Source organism: Flavobacterium chungangense LMG 26729 (assembly GCF_000735715.2).
In the GTDB taxonomy this organism is placed as follows: domain Bacteria; phylum Bacteroidota; class Bacteroidia; order Flavobacteriales; family Flavobacteriaceae; genus Flavobacterium; species Flavobacterium chungangense.
In genome coordinates, this window is the sequence record NZ_JASY01000001.1 from 601,879 (window position 1) to 616,876 (window position 14,998).

General features: G+C 32.2%; 10 protein-coding genes. All 10 read left to right on the forward strand.

Annotated features, from left to right (window positions below):
* Positions 1-57: 57 nt before the first annotated feature.
* Positions 58-2,268, forward strand: a complete 2,211-nt coding sequence (locus JE46_RS02260) for a peptidase domain-containing ABC transporter (protein WP_031453637.1) — start codon at positions 58-60, stop codon at positions 2,266-2,268.
* Positions 2,252-3,562 (forward strand): HlyD family secretion protein, encoded by a 1,311-nt coding sequence (locus tag JE46_RS02265; RefSeq protein WP_209445144.1) that lies wholly within the window; start codon positions 2,252-2,254, stop codon positions 3,560-3,562. Before JE46_RS02260 ends, JE46_RS02265 begins: the two co-directional genes overlap by 17 nt.
* A 29-nt stretch (positions 3,563-3,591) precedes the next feature.
* On the forward strand, positions 3,592-4,617 hold the full coding sequence (locus tag JE46_RS02270) for a glycosyltransferase family 2 protein (RefSeq protein WP_083480833.1): 1,026 nt from the start codon (positions 3,592-3,594) through the stop codon (positions 4,615-4,617).
* Between the two features lie 91 nt (positions 4,618-4,708).
* Complete coding sequence (locus JE46_RS02275) at positions 4,709-5,491, forward strand: hypothetical protein (RefSeq protein WP_157505846.1); 783 nt, start codon at positions 4,709-4,711, stop codon at positions 5,489-5,491.
* A 48-nt stretch (positions 5,492-5,539) separates the two neighbouring features.
* Positions 5,540-6,376 carry a hypothetical protein gene (locus JE46_RS02280; RefSeq protein WP_051872797.1) on the forward strand — a complete coding sequence of 279 codons (837 nt, stop codon included), beginning with the start codon at positions 5,540-5,542 and terminating at the stop codon, positions 6,374-6,376.
* A gap of 60 nt (positions 6,377-6,436) precedes the next feature.
* Positions 6,437-7,105, forward strand: a complete 669-nt coding sequence (locus tag JE46_RS02285; protein WP_083480834.1) for a DUF707 domain-containing protein — start codon at positions 6,437-6,439, stop codon at positions 7,103-7,105.
* 2 nt (positions 7,106-7,107) lie between these two features.
* Positions 7,108-8,208, forward strand: coding sequence for a UDP-galactopyranose mutase (gene glf / locus JE46_RS02290; RefSeq protein ID WP_031453643.1), 1,101 nt, complete (start codon positions 7,108-7,110; stop codon positions 8,206-8,208).
* A 47-nt stretch (positions 8,209-8,255) separates the two neighbouring features.
* Positions 8,256-8,582: a family 43 glycosylhydrolase gene (locus JE46_RS24445; RefSeq protein ID WP_051872798.1), complete on the forward strand. Its 327-nt coding sequence runs from the start codon at positions 8,256-8,258 to the stop codon at positions 8,580-8,582.
* Between the two features lie 395 nt (positions 8,583-8,977).
* The gene (locus JE46_RS02305; RefSeq protein WP_031453644.1) at positions 8,978-11,410 is read left to right on the forward strand and encodes a sugar-binding domain-containing protein; all 2,433 of its coding nucleotides are present in this window, start codon (positions 8,978-8,980) and stop codon (positions 11,408-11,410) included.
* Positions 11,407-14,976, forward strand: a complete 3,570-nt coding sequence (locus JE46_RS02310; protein WP_031453645.1) for an alpha-L-rhamnosidase — start codon at positions 11,407-11,409, stop codon at positions 14,974-14,976. The genes JE46_RS02305 and JE46_RS02310 overlap by 4 nt, the downstream gene beginning before the upstream one ends.
* Positions 14,977-14,998: the final 22 nt, after the last annotated feature.

Below are 14,998 nucleotides of genomic sequence, written 5' to 3' on the forward strand. Positions count from 1 at the left end.
ACCAATGAATTTGACAAAACTTATAATTTTTTTTAAATCTTAAATGTAATTCATATATTGAAAAAAGATTTTCCCTTTTATATACAACCCGACTCTAAAGATTGCGGTCCAACTTGTTTACGCATTATAGCAAAACATTATGGTAAATTAATCTCTTTGCAAGATATTCGGGATTTATCAGAAACCACCAGAGAGGGTAGTAATTTATTCAAGTTAAGTGATGCCGCTGAAGCCATTGGTTTTAAATCCTTAGGTGTTAAATTAGATTTTGATACACTTACAGAGGCTTCTTTTCCTTTAATTGCTCATTGGAATAAAGCCCATTTTGTAGTAGTCTATAAAATTAAAAAAGATATAGTATATGTTTCTGACCCTTCATATGGTCTTATTTCATATACTAAACAGGAGTTTATTACTTGTTGGATAGGTAATAATGCTACAGAGGATACAAAGGAAGGAATTGCTCTATTATTAGAAATTACTCCAAGGTTTAAACAAATAAACTGGAATGAAACCGATAAAAAATCGTTTCGTTTCCTTTTTCAATATTTATTTAAATACAAAAGTCTAATTCTACAGCTTGTTATTGGTTTGATAGTTGGTAGTATACTGCAACTTATTTTTCCTTTTATAACTCAAAGTATTGTGGATATTGGTATACAAAATCAGGACATTCATTTTATTTATATAGTGCTGATTGCTCAGGTAATGTTGTTCCTTGGGCAAACAAGTGTTGGTTTTTTTAGAAGTTGGATTTTATTGCATTTAAGTACCCGCATTAATATTTCATTAGTTTCTGATTTTTTTATAAAATTGATGAATTTGCCTATATCTTATTTTGATACCAGAATGACGGGTGATATTATGCAGCGGATTAATGACCACAGCCGTATAGAAACCTTACTTACAGGTTCTACATTAAATACCCTGTTTTCTATGGTCAATTTATTTGTTTTTGGAGCAGTACTAATTTATTACAGTTTATCTATCTTTTTCATATTTGCTGTTGGCAGTATCATTTATGTGCTTTGGATTTTATTTTTTTTAAAACGCCGGAAAGAATTAGATTACAGACGTTTTTCTCAATTGAGTCAGGAACAAAGTACCGTTATTGAACTTATTAATGGGATGCAGGAAATAAAATTGCACAATGCCGAAAAACAAAAACGATGGAAATGGGAATACGTACAGGCACGATTATTTAAAGTATCCATGCAAAGTTTATCCTTACAGCAAACACAAGCAGTTGGCGCGTCATTTATTAATCAAATAAAAAATATTTTAATCACATTTACCTCTGCACTTTTAGTGATTGATGGATCTATTACTTTAGGGATGATGCTTTCCGTTCAGTATATTATTGGTCAGTTAAATAGCCCTATTGAGCAATTAGTTGGTTTTATTCAGGCGGCTCAAGACGCTAAGATAAGTTTAGAACGGTTAGGAGAAATTCACAATAAAGAAGACGAAGAAGGAAAAGAAAAACATTTAATATCTAATATAAAAACCGGTCAGGATATAGAGATTCAGGATGTAACATTTAGGTATTTAGGGAGTAATAAAAATACAATAAAAGGGATAAACATAAAAATCCCTGCTAATAAAATAACAGCTATTGTAGGTGCTAGCGGTAGTGGTAAAACTACTCTAATGAAAATACTTTTAAAGTTCTACGATATTGAAAAAGGAACTATTTTATTTGGCGAACATTATTTAAGCTCGATATCTCATAAAAGCTGGCGGGCCAATTGTGGTGTAGTAATGCAGGAAGGTTACGTCTTTAATGATACTATAGCTTACAATATTGCAGTGGGAGATGAAAGCATAGATCAGGAACGCTTAATACTAGCAACAAAAGTAGCGAATATTTATGATTTCATTCAATCCTTACCCCTTGGTTTTAACACTAAAATAGGTAATGAAGGAGTTGGGGTAAGCACGGGGCAAAAACAACGTCTATTTATAGCCAGAGCAGTTTATAAAAATCCGGATATATTATTTTTTGACGAAGCAACATCTGCTTTAGATGCTAAAAATGAGCGAATTATTATGGAAAATTTAAATCATTTTTTTAAAGACAGAACTGTTGTAATCATTGCACATCGTTTAAGTACAGTCAAAAATGCAGATCAAATAGTGGTTATAGACGATGGTAAAGTAAAAGAATCCGGTAAGCATAATGAATTATTAGATAAACAAGGAGTTTACTATAATTTAGTGAAAAATCAATTGGAGTTAGAAAAATTAAGTAATGATAGCTATGCCTAAAAATCAAAAAGAAGATAACTTAAATTTAAGATCCGAGGAAGTTCAGGAAATTTTGTCAAATCCACCAATCTGGATTATCAGGTGGGGTATTACACTTGTTTTTATGTTTGTTTGCATCATAGTTTGCCTGTCTTTTATTATCAAATATCCGGATTTTGTAACAGCTAAAATATTAGTAACAACTAAGCAACCTACTGAAAAAGTGACATCAAGGTATTCAGGACAATTAGATAAAATTTTCATTAAAAACAGGGATACTGTTAAAAAAGGCCAAAAATTAGCCATTATAAAAAATACAGGGAATTTTAGGGATGTTTATTTATTGAAAAATATTATTGATACACTTCCATTTGAGATAAACAGCTTTCGCTTTCCATTTAACAAAACTTCTCATCTTACATTAGGAGATATTAATAATGCCTATGTGAATTTTGAAAAAAGTTACACCGATTATTTTTTATTAAAAAATTTAGATCCCTATACAAATCAATTAGGTGATAATAAAATATCCCTTCAGGAATTAAAAAATCAGTTAGGAAATCAAATTGCTCAAAAACGGTTGCAAGAACGCGAATTTAAGTTAAAACAAATAGATTTTGAAAGAGATAAGCATTTATTTGAAAAAGGTATTATTTCGCAAAGAGATTATGAATTAAAGGAATTAGAGTTTATACAAATTCAAAAAAACATTAGTTCGATGGCAATTTCTATTTCACAGATTACAGAAAATATTTCTTCTGCTAACCATACACTAATAAGTACTAAAATTAATGAACAGGAAGACAGTACCAGATTATTAAAAAATTTGAAACAATCGTATGATTTACTTAAAGAAGCAATTAGAAATTGGGAATACAACTATGCGTTGATATCTTCGATAAATGGTGTTATTAGCTTTCAAGATTTTTGGGGTGCAAATCAATTTGTAAATGTTGGGAATGTAGTTTTTACAATTCTACCAATAAGTACCTCCAATTTAGTTGGGAAGCTCGTGATACCTGCTCAAAACGCTGGAAAAGTAAGTGTTGGACAAAAAGTATTTGTCAAATTAGATAATTATCCATATCAGCAATATGGAATGCTTATTGGTAAAGTCACAAATTTTTCTATATCTCCTGATACGGAAGGGAATTATACAGTATTTATTACCCTCCCAAAAGGGACAAAAACATCCTACAATAAAAGTTTAAAATTTACCCAGGAATTACTAGGAAACGCTGAAATTGTTACTGAAAATCTAAGTGTAGCGGAACGCATATTCTACAAATTCAGAGAGGTACTTACCTACAATTAATTTTTATTTAAAAGCTTTAATTATAAATCATGATTGCAAAAAAAAAACATAAAATATCTTTTTGTACGGTGTGTATGAATCGTTTAAGTTTTCTAAAAGAAACTTTACCAAAAAACATTGAAAATAATTTAGATTATGGAAATGTAGAATTTATTGTGCTTAATTATAATTCAACAGACGAGTTAGATCAATGGATAAATACAGAAATGTCTCAATATATAAAGCAAGGTGTCTTAAAATACATAAAAACGAGTGAACCCGAATATTTTTTAATGAGTCACTCAAAGAATGTTGTTTCAAAACAAGCCACTGGAGACATAGTGTGTAATGTAGATGCTGACAATTTTATAGGTGAAGGATTTGCTAATTTTATTAATGAGTCTTTTTTAAAAGGTGAAAATATATATTTATCAGTAGATAAAGGTACGCAAAGAGATTGTTGTGGCAGGATATGTTTAAAGAAAGATGATTTTGAAACATTACGAGGATATGATGAAAATATGAAAGGTTATGGTTTTGAAGATTTTGACTTAAGAAATCGTCTTGAATTGTTAGGAAGAAAAGTAGTGCTGTTTCCTGAAAAATTTCTAAACGCTTTACCCCATAGTGATGTTGAACGCCTTAAAAACGAGTATAATAACATAGAAATAAAACATATATATATGAAACATAAAACACCATCAATTACTGAGTTAGTTTACTGCTTTAGTAATAACGAGGTGTATGCTGGTTCTATTGTTGAAAAATCAACTTTAAATTCAGAATCTATTGAAAATATATTTATTACAAAAAAAAGTTTTGAATATAATATTATTTTGCTTGATGATAGTTGGAAATTTGGACAATTCATTCCCAATGATAAAATTATTTTCAAAGAAGGAAATATTTCAATTGCTAATAATTCAGAGTATTTTGAAGTATTGAATGAGGTATTTTGCTCATCATTAATAATGCTTTTTTCTCAAATGAGTAACCGCATAAAAATGAATAAAAATTTAACCAATAAAAGAATAACTGTTAATGAAGAATCTTATGGAGACGCTCACTTCGAATGAAAAGATAAAATTCAAATCGAATAATAACTCAAATGTTATTCAGAATGAAGATACAATAAATGTATGTATTTCTATTTTTTACGATAAATTAATGTGGGATATTTTAGTAGTAGACGCTATATTTCCTTTTATTTCGCAAAATAAAAATTTGCCGTTTTATTTTTATTTAAACGAGCTAAGAGGATATAATATAAGATTAGTGTTTGTAGTACAAAAAGAAAATGCTCTCGAAATTACAAAGTCAATAGATAGCTATTTTAAAGAGTTTCTTGCTAAAAATCCTTCAGAATTAAAAATCGTAAAAGAAGAAAACTTTCGAAGTTTTATGAATTTCAAAAATAATTCTATTCATTATGGATTATTTGAAAATGATTCTGATTCTTGGCAAGGTTTCAATATTGGATTAACGGATTTATTATTTTCTGCTTTTACTGAATATAAGGATGAATTTCATTTATCAATAAATGAAATAATGTTTCAGATTATTACAATTTTTTTTAATGCAATAAAGATTTCTGACAATGACATATTAAAAATAATTAAAAGGCTGTTAGAAATCGAACATTCCCAATATAATTTAAATATGCCACGAGAAATAACAGATTTAAACGAACAATATTTCTTAGAGAACAAAGATGTTTTACTACCCTATTTAAAGGAATATAGAAATATTAAAGTAGATTATTATGAAGAAAAATGGGAAATGGAATGGCACAATTTTGTCTATACTTTTTTTAATGAAAATTTTACTTTAGAAAATAACGCAATTGAAATTAATACTGCTCTAAATAAAATAATAGAAGTATTTAGTGTAAAAAACAAAATTAGCCTCTATTATTTATTGATAAACGCAATAGAAAAATATAATGTTTAAAAAATAGTTGATCACAGAAACTTTTAACGAAATAAAACTAAGAATCTGATGGAATTTTTTAAAGACAATTCTAAAGTGAATGAATGTAATAATTTGAAATCAGCTTTATTACTATTAACAAACAAAACTAATAAAGTGATATATCAAAAATATGAATCCCTTAGTAAAGTTAGTAATCACCATAAAGCTTATATTTTATTTCATAGTAATCATAATGATGAAAATGTAGAATTTAAAAAAAATATAAGAATATTTCCTTTCACAAATGATATTCTTGCAGATATTGGTTATAAGGCTATTGGGGAAGATTTATTGCCGGGTAATAATCATTTTCCATTACTGCAGTTCTTTCTGGAAAATCCCGGATATGATTTTTACTGGTTAATTGAAGATGATGTGCATTATAACGGAAATTGGCAAGATTTTTTTGCTTTTTTTTTAAAATTTAATTCTGCAGATTTTATAAGTTCTCACATGAATGATTTCAATGAAAATCCCAATTGGTATTGGTGGAATACATTATTCCATCAAAAAAAAATAATTCTTTCAGAAAATAAAGTGCGGTCCTTTAATCCAATATACCGTCTTTCAAATAAAGCATTAGAGTATTTACACAATCAATTAAAAAATGGATGGCAGGGGCATCATGAAGTGCTTATTCCAACTTTGCTCAAACACGGAGGTTTTAATATACAGGATTTTGGAGGTTTAGGCCCGTACGTGCCTGAAAATTGCAAAAACCGATTTTATAAAAGAATTGATATTAATCAGTCTAATGAATTATTTGGCAATTCTATGAGGTTTAAGCCCAATATATTTAATCAGGAAATAACAGAAAGTCTCTTATATCATCCGGCAAAATTTTCAGAAGAAAAAAACATTTGAATTTGATCTTAGAATCCTGAAAATTTAAAATTTTTATTCAAAAATTAAAACGAATCAATCATGAATTTAACAAAAAAGAAGCGCAAGAATAAAAAACATTGTATAATAGCAACTGTTGGGGCTTCAAGTTTACATCAACAGTGGATCAAAGGAGAGAATGCATTTGACCTGCACTTAATAGTTTATGATGACTCGTATGAATTGTTTAAATTAGATACTCCTTTTATTACTGTTGGTACGGGAAATAAATTTAAATTAATTTACAATTATTTAAAAAATAATGAAAGATTAATTGATCAATACGATTTTTTTTATATGCCAGATGATGATATATCAATAGATCAGAATAATATACAAAAGTTGTTTGATTTTATGGAAAATTACGAGTTAGATTTAGCTCAGCCAGCTATAGCTAATTCATATTTTTCTCACCCACATACTTTGCGAAAAGCAAACTCACTTATCCGTTTTACAAATTTTGTTGAAATCATGCAGCCATGCTTTTCAAGAGATGCGCTAAGAAAAGTGTTGCACACATTTAATGAATCAAAAAGTGGTTGGGGGTTAGATTTTCACTGGGGTATAATTGTTAATTATACTGAATTTAATATGGCTATAATTGATGACATCTATTCTTTACATACCAGACCAGTACAATCCAGCAATCATCAAGAGATGCTCGATTACATGAAGAAATATAATTTAAGTTTTAAAATATATAGTACTTAAAGATGAAAGAATATGATTTTCTAATTGTAGGGTCAGGGCTATATGGTGCAGTATTTGCACGTGAAATGACAAACCTCGGAAAAAAATGTCTTGTTATTGATAAAAGATTACATGCAGGAGGGAATATCTATTGCGAAAATATAAAAGGAATTAATGTTCATAAATATGGTCCTCATATATTTCATACCAATGATAAAAATATATGGGACTATGTCAATTCATTTGTAAAGTTTAAAGATTTTACCTATTCACCATTGGCCAATTATAAAGATACATTATATAATTTACCATTTAACATGAATACTTTTTATCAACTCTGGAATATTAAAAGTCCTGTAGAAGTAGAAGAGAAGATTAAAAATCAAGTTAAGGAAGCCGGGTTTATTCGACCAAAAAATTTAGAAGAACAAGCCATCAGTATGGTTGGGAAAGATATATACGAAATATTAATAAAAGGATATACAGAGAAACAATGGGGACGTAAAGCTATAGATCTTCCAACATTTATTATTAAACGACTCCCCGTAAGGTTTACTTATGATAATAATTATTTTAATGATAAATATCAAGGAATTCCTATTGGTGGATATAACAAACTAATTGAAGGACTTTTAAAAGATATTGAAGTTAAAACGGGAGTAGACTTTTTTGAAAATCGTAATGAACTTACTAAATTAGCTACACGTATAGTTTATACGGGTAAAATAGATGAATTTTATGATTATAAATATGGGCATTTAGAATATAGAAGCCTGCGCTTTGAACATGAGTTCATGAGTATTCCAAACTATCAGGGTGTTTCGGTTGTAAATTTCACAGAAAAAAGTATTCCTTATACTCGAATTATAGAGCATAAACATTTTGAATTCAGTAAATTATCGGAAACTATTGTTACTAAAGAATTTCCACAAGAGTGGAAACCTGGAACTGAAGCATACTATCCTATTAATGATGATTATAATAATAAAATACTTAGGAAGTATAATGAGTTAGTAAAAGAAGAAAATAATGTAATTTTTGGAGGACGTCTGGCCGAATATAAATATTATGATATGCATCAAGTTATTGCGTCAGCTTTGGTAAAAATAAATATGTTTAAGTAATATTAGTGGAAGAGTAAAAGGGCAGATGTCGCGGTACTTGACGGTGTATGTGGGATGAGAAAACATACCTTATCCATTCTTCTGAGGAAAATCTGACGCTTCATATTTCTGAATTGACTGATGATTATTTAGATTTTACAGAAAAATGGACCCGAATGGCGCCGGCAGGTCATAACGAAGCACCGGCAATTTTTAAAAAAGACGGAATTTATTATATGATAACTTCAGGCTGTACAGGCTGGGAACCAAATGAAGCACGTTCTTTTAAATCGAATTCTATTTGGGGACCGTGGGAATCGATAGGAAATCCCTGTACCGGTAAAGATGCCGACCTTACGTTTCATTCGCAAAGCACTTATATTTTACCTGCTTAGGGTAAAAAAGATCAGTTTATTTTCATGGCCGACCGTTGGAAACCTGACAATCCTATTGATGGGACATATGTGTGGCTTCCTGTAAAAATTACGGATAAAAAACCTGTTTTAAAATGGTTTGATAAATGGAATCTAAAACGTATTTTCAGAAAATTAATGACAAAAATTATTGATTTGATAGTCTGGTTATTACTTATTTGTTTTTGTATTGGTCGAAATTTAAACAAGAAGCTGACTAAAATAAAATTTATGAAACGACAAAATATTTTTGCAATTGCAAAGGGCAATAATTTTAAAGTGTTGTTTTTACACTTTTTATTTAATAACTTGCTTTCCCAACCATAAATACAAGTGTTTATGGTTTGAGCTAGCGTATCTAACCAAAACCAAACATAATGACTAAAACTAAAAGAGTAAGAAAGGCAATAATTTTAGTTTATTTACTTCTAATAAGCTGTATAACAGAAATTACAGCGCAAAATAATACTATACAGCGCAAACAATTATTTAATTCAGATTGGAAATTTGCGCTGGGAGATGCATCTGAAAATAGTTTGCCTAATTTTAATGACAGTAACTGGAGAAAACTAAGCCTGCCGCACGACTGGAGCATTGAAGGAAAATCAGAAAAAAACAATCCAAGCGAAGGAGACGGCGGTTTCTATCCAATGGGAAAAGCATGGTACAGAAAAACATTTTCAGTTCCTGCTGAATGGAAAGAACAAAAGATTGCTATTTATTTTGAAGGAGTTTATGTGAATGCAGAGGTATTTATCAATGGAAAATCAGTTGGTTTTCAACCCTACGGTTACACTTCTTTTGAATATGACCTTTCTCCTTATTTAAAGTTTGGAGAAAAAAATACAATTGCCGTTAAAGTTGATAATTCCCAACAGAAAAATTGCAGATGGTACAGCGGTTCCGGTATTTATCGCAATGTGTGGCTGATGGTCAGAAACCCGGTTCATGTGAAAAAATGGGGTGTTGCGATTTCTACCTTAGAAGTCAAAAATAACAAGGCTACAGCTCAAGTTAAAACGATTTTAAAGAATGAAACTGCCAGTTCACTAAGCGTGCTGCTTTCGAATAGTGTGGCAGATGGAAAAGGAAAAGCTATTGCAAATACTGAAAACAAAATAGAACTACAGCCAAACGAGGAAAAAGAAGTGACTCAGATCGTAACAGTAGAAAATCCAAAATTATGGTCTGTTGACACACCAAATCTATATCAGATTAAAACAGTAATCAAAAAAGAATCAAAAACTCTTGATGTTGTTACCACCAATTTCGGAATGAGAACTATTGCTTTTAGTGCTGAAAACGGATTTTCATTAAACGGGAAAAAAATAAAACTAAACGGAGGCTGCGTACATCATGACAATGGCGCACTCGGAGCAGCTGCCTATGACCGTGCGGAAGAAAGAAAAGTAGAACTACTCAAAGCCGCCGGATTTAATGCCGTCAGAACTTCGCACAATCCGCCTTCAGAAGCTTTCTTAGATGCCTGCGACCGATTAGGAATGTTGGTAATCGACGAAATTTTTGATGGTTGGAAAGAGAAGAAAAATACTTATGATTATGCCGGTCTTTTTGATAAATGGTGGAAACATGATGTGGAATCAATGGTATTGAGAGACCGCAATCATCCTTCAATAATCATGTGGAGCACAGGCAATGAAATTATTGAAAGAACCAAACCGGAAGCGGTTGAAACTGCAAAAATGCTGGCAAATGCTGTCAAAAATCTAGATTCATCACGTCCGGTAACATCAGCGATGACAACGTGGAATCAGGGTTGGGATATTTTTGATCCTTTGATGGCCGCTCATGATGTGGCAGGATACAATTATCAGTTGCATCATGCAGAAGATGACCATAAAAGAGTGCCATCGCGTATTATCGTGCAAACCGAATCGTATCCTAAAGATGCTTTTGCAAATTGGGATTTAGTTCAGAAACATAATTATATCCTGGGTGATTTTGTATGGACAGCAATGGATTATATAGGTGAATCAGGGATTGGCCGTTATGTATATCCGGGAGAACCGGAAGGTGAACACTGGACGGGAAATTTACATCCGTGGCATGGCGCTTATTGCGGAGATATTGATTTAATGGGCTGGAGAAAACCAATTTCGCACTACAGAAGCATGCTTTACAACGATAATGAAAAAATATACATGGCAGTCCGTGAGCCAAATCCTGAAAGCGGCCTGATAAAATTGACATCATGGGCAGTCTGGCCAACATGGGAAAGCTGGACCTGGCCTAATCAGCAAGGCAAAAATCTGGAAGTAGAGGTATATTCGAAATATCCAAAAGTAAGATTGTACCTGAATGGAAAAAGCATAGGCGAAAAAGAAACGACCAAATTACAAGAGTTTAAAGCAACATTTGTAATTCCGTATCAGTCTGGTGAACTTAAGGCTGTGGGCTTAGAAAACGATAAAGAAGTTGAGTCTGTTTCATTGAAAACAGCCACTCAGCCAACTACAATTAAACTGATAGCTGACCGAAAAAACATAAAAGCAGATGGTCAGGATTTAGTCTATGTAAGTGTCGAAATCACAGATGAAAAAGGTATTTTAAATCCAAACGCAGAAAACCAGCTTACATTTACTGTTACAGGTGCCGGAGCTATTGCGGGAGTTGATAATGCTAATTTGAAAGATACTGATTTGTATTTCGGTAACACGCGTAAAGCATGGAATGGTCGTGCTTTGGTAATTATCAAAAACAATGGAGAATCAGGTACAATTAATCTTGAAGTTACTGCTCCGGGATTAAAGAAAAGTGTAATTAAAATACAAGCAGCAGGTAAAAGATGAATCAAATAAAAACACTATTGCTTTTTGTCACTATTTTCAGTTTGCCTTTATGCTCTCAGCAAAAAGAAAATAAAGCATTACTTCAAATTAACAATCTTAAGGTAGAAAATGCTGTAACTCCTATTGGTCTTGATCTATCTCAGCCAGTATTTAGCTGGCAAATGAAAACCGTTGATAAAAACAGAAGCTATTATCAAACTGCCTATCAAATTATTGTAAAAAATAATGAGGATATTGAGGTTTGGAATACCGGTAAAATTAAAAGTGGAGCATCCATTAATATAAAATACAATGGCGAAAAATTGAAGCCTACAACTTTATATAGCTGGACGGTAATTGTTTGGGATCAAAAAGAAAAAAAACACTCCGCAAGTTCATGGTTTGAAACCGGTTTGTTAAACCCTAAAATGGTTACAAATACCGATTCAGATAATAAAACAACAGCCTGGTCAGGAGCAAAATGGATTGGCGGTAGTCCCGATGATATGGTTTTGTACTCCCAATATCTTCCTGTTTTTAGTATCAACAGTACGATTCAGCTGGATGAAAAATCAAAATCAACAAAAGCATCGTTAGTTTATGGTGCGAATGATCAGCGTTTAATGGATAAAAATAAAAACCTGTTTAAACTGGAAAATAAGAAAGGTGAAAGTTACATTCAGATCGAACTGAGTACGAAACCTTTAAATTCAGATGCACAGGCTATGCTAAATATTTATCGGGTTGGCTATCATCCAAATGATAAAAAAGAAATCCCTTTTAAAAGTTTTGCTATTCCGAATACGCTAATTAATAAGGAAAACAAATACAATCCTCACAATCTAAATATAAAAAGCTGTTTAGGAGTTACTAAAATTTATATCGATGGAAATTCAAAAGAAAATCTTGTCGCAGATATTAATCTCAATCCATTAGGAGCCGGAGGCGATTTTATAGCTTTTCCTGTTGTAGGCGATATTGGTTTTTCAGTACCTAAAGGAGAAAAAGCACAGTTTTCGAAAATTGAAATTAAAAACTATAGAAGTCCTTCAAATGTGATTTTTTCTGATGAAGGCAATACTCGAGATATATTTTCATCATTTAAAGAAGTAACTGTTGAAAATAATAGCTATGCTGTAACAGGAGGAAATAAAGGAGCTTTTATTTTGGCAAATCCAAGTCAGAATTCCATGCCGATGTTGCGTACCGTATTTGGAATCGATTCTCCTAAAATAAGTAAAGCCCGATTGTATGTCACAGCACGTGGAATTTATGATATGTATTTAAATGGAAAAAAAATAGGAGACGATTATTTTAATCCGGGACTAACACAATACAACAAAACCCATTTATACCAAACCTATGATGTAACGTCCAATATTCAGGAAGGAAATAATGTATTGGGAGCCATTCTTGGAGAAGGCTGGTGGAGTGGAGGTAGTACGTTTGTTGGTGAAAACTGGAATTTCTTTGGTGATCGTCAATCGATGCTGGCAAAATTGGTAGTTACTTATGCCGATGGAAGCGAAAAAATTATAACCAGTAATCCTGAAACATGGACGTATTTTAATGACGGACCCGTAAAATACAGCAGCTTTTTTCAGGGCGAAGTTTATGATGCACAAAAAGAAAAAGCAATTGAAGGCTGGAGTACAGCAAAATATGACGCTTCTCGTTGGCATCAGGCGTCAGCCATAGGAACTGATGGTTTTGTAAGTTCAGAAGGAACGGCCAATTTACCCAACTTTAATAATTTTGCTGATGCTCAATTGGTGGGGCAATTTGGAACTACGGTTAAACCAATAAATGAATTAACAGCTCAATCAGCTAAGGAAGTTCGTCCGGGTGTATTTGTTTACGATATGGGACAAAATATGGTAGGTGTTCCCAAAGTTCTCCTGAACAATACAGAAAAAGGAAAGAAAATCACTTTACGTTATGCCGAAGTTTTATATCCGGATTTACCAGAATATCAAGGTAACGAAGATTTACTGATGCTTGAAAATGTAAGGGCGGCTATGTCACAGGATATTTATACAGCCAAAGGAGGTAACGAATCTATAACGCCTCGATTTACATTTCACGGATATCGTTACATAGAAATAACAGGTATAGATAAACCCTTACCGTTAACCGATGTTAAAGGAACAGTATTAAGTTCGATACATGAATTGTCTTCGCATTATCAAACCTCAAATCCTTTGGTAAATAAATTGTGGGAAAATATTACCTGGTCAATGAGGGGGAATTTTCTATCGATACCTACTGATTGTCCTCAGCGTAACGAACGTTTGGGGTGGAGTGGAGATATTTCGGTTTTTTCCAGAACCGCAGTTCACTTAGCAGATGTGAAACAATTTCTAAAAAGACATATGTTAGCCATGAGAGATATTCAGAGCGAAAATGGACGCTTTCCGGATGTAGCTCCAATAGGTGTCGGATTTGGTGAAACGTTGTGGGGGAGTGCCGGAATTACTGTTGTCTGGGAAAATTATCTGCAATACGGTGACCTCGGTTTGCTGGAAGAGCATTATGAGGCTATGAAAAAATACGCCAATTATCTAATTGATGATATTGATCCTAAATCGGGTGTTTTAAAAGAAAACGAAAGAAATACGTGGGGTTCTTTAGGAGACTGGCTAAGTTTAGAGGATTCTAAAAACGAAAAAACACTATTCTGGGAAGCTTATTTTATTTATGATTTGGAAATTATGGCTAAAGTTGCCGGCTTATTAGACAAAAAGAAAGATCAGCAACATTTTTTAGAATATTACAAGCAACGAAAAGATTTTTTCAATAAAACTTATATTGATAAAGCAACGGGAAAAACTTCATTTAGGGGTAAAGTTATAGATACTCAAACTTCTTATGTGCTGCCTTTTGCCTTTAATGTTTTGGATAAAGAGAATTCAGATTTGGCTATCAAGCAGTTTGTAGCTTCCATACAAAGAGAAAACAAAACAGATCAGGGTGTTGTTTGTCCGCCTTATTCCTTAATGACCGGATTTATTGGCACTGCATGGGTCAATAAAGCACTTTCGGATAATGGATATTCAAATGTTGCCTATCAATTATTACAAAACAAATCTTATCCTTCGTGGTTGTATCCTGTCACCCAAGGAGCAACTACGATTTGGGAACGATTAAATTCGTATACGCATCAAGACGGATTTGGAGGGAATAACCGAATGAATTCTTTTAATCATTACGCCTTCGGAGCCGTAGGAGCGTGGATGTATAATTATTCGTTAGGAATTTTACGAGACGATAATGCACCGGGATTTAAACATTTTATTTTACAGCCGGAACCCGATACTACCGGACAAATGACCTTTTCAAATGGCTATTACGATTCGATGTACGGACGTATTGAAAGTAGTTGGGAAACAAAAAACGGCAAATATGAGTTCCGTTTTGTTGTACCTGCAAATACAACAGCGACACTTTATTTGCCCGCATTAAATGAAAGCGACGTAACAATAAATGGTAAAAAGAGCGGAATTAAATTTTTGAATGTAAAAAATAATAAAGCTGTCTTTGAGATAGAATCCGGAGAATATTCGTTCGAAACAGTTATTATAAATTAAACGGGCAAGATTTCAAAATCCT

What these genes read in the sequence shown, in the direction of transcription:
- JE46_RS02265 (WP_209445144.1), top strand. Translation starts at nt 2,252, where the DNA reads ATGATAGCTATGCCTAAAAATCAAAAAGAAGATAACTTAAATTTAAGA.
- JE46_RS02270 (WP_083480833.1), top strand. Translation starts at nt 3,592, where the DNA reads ATGATTGCAAAAAAAAAACATAAAATATCTTTTTGTACGGTGTGTATG.
- JE46_RS02275 (WP_157505846.1), top strand. Translation starts at nt 4,709, where the DNA reads ATGTGGGATATTTTAGTAGTAGACGCTATATTTCCTTTTATTTCGCAA.
- JE46_RS02280 (WP_051872797.1), top strand. Translation starts at nt 5,540, where the DNA reads ATGGAATTTTTTAAAGACAATTCTAAAGTGAATGAATGTAATAATTTG.
- JE46_RS02285 (WP_083480834.1), top strand. Translation starts at nt 6,437, where the DNA reads ATGAATTTAACAAAAAAGAAGCGCAAGAATAAAAAACATTGTATAATA.
- glf (WP_031453643.1), top strand. Translation starts at nt 7,108, where the DNA reads ATGAAAGAATATGATTTTCTAATTGTAGGGTCAGGGCTATATGGTGCA.
- JE46_RS24445 (WP_051872798.1), top strand. Translation starts at nt 8,256, where the DNA reads ATGTGGGATGAGAAAACATACCTTATCCATTCTTCTGAGGAAAATCTG.
- JE46_RS02305 (WP_031453644.1), top strand. Translation starts at nt 8,978, where the DNA reads ATGACTAAAACTAAAAGAGTAAGAAAGGCAATAATTTTAGTTTATTTA.
- JE46_RS02310 (WP_031453645.1), top strand. Translation starts at nt 11,407, where the DNA reads ATGAATCAAATAAAAACACTATTGCTTTTTGTCACTATTTTCAGTTTG.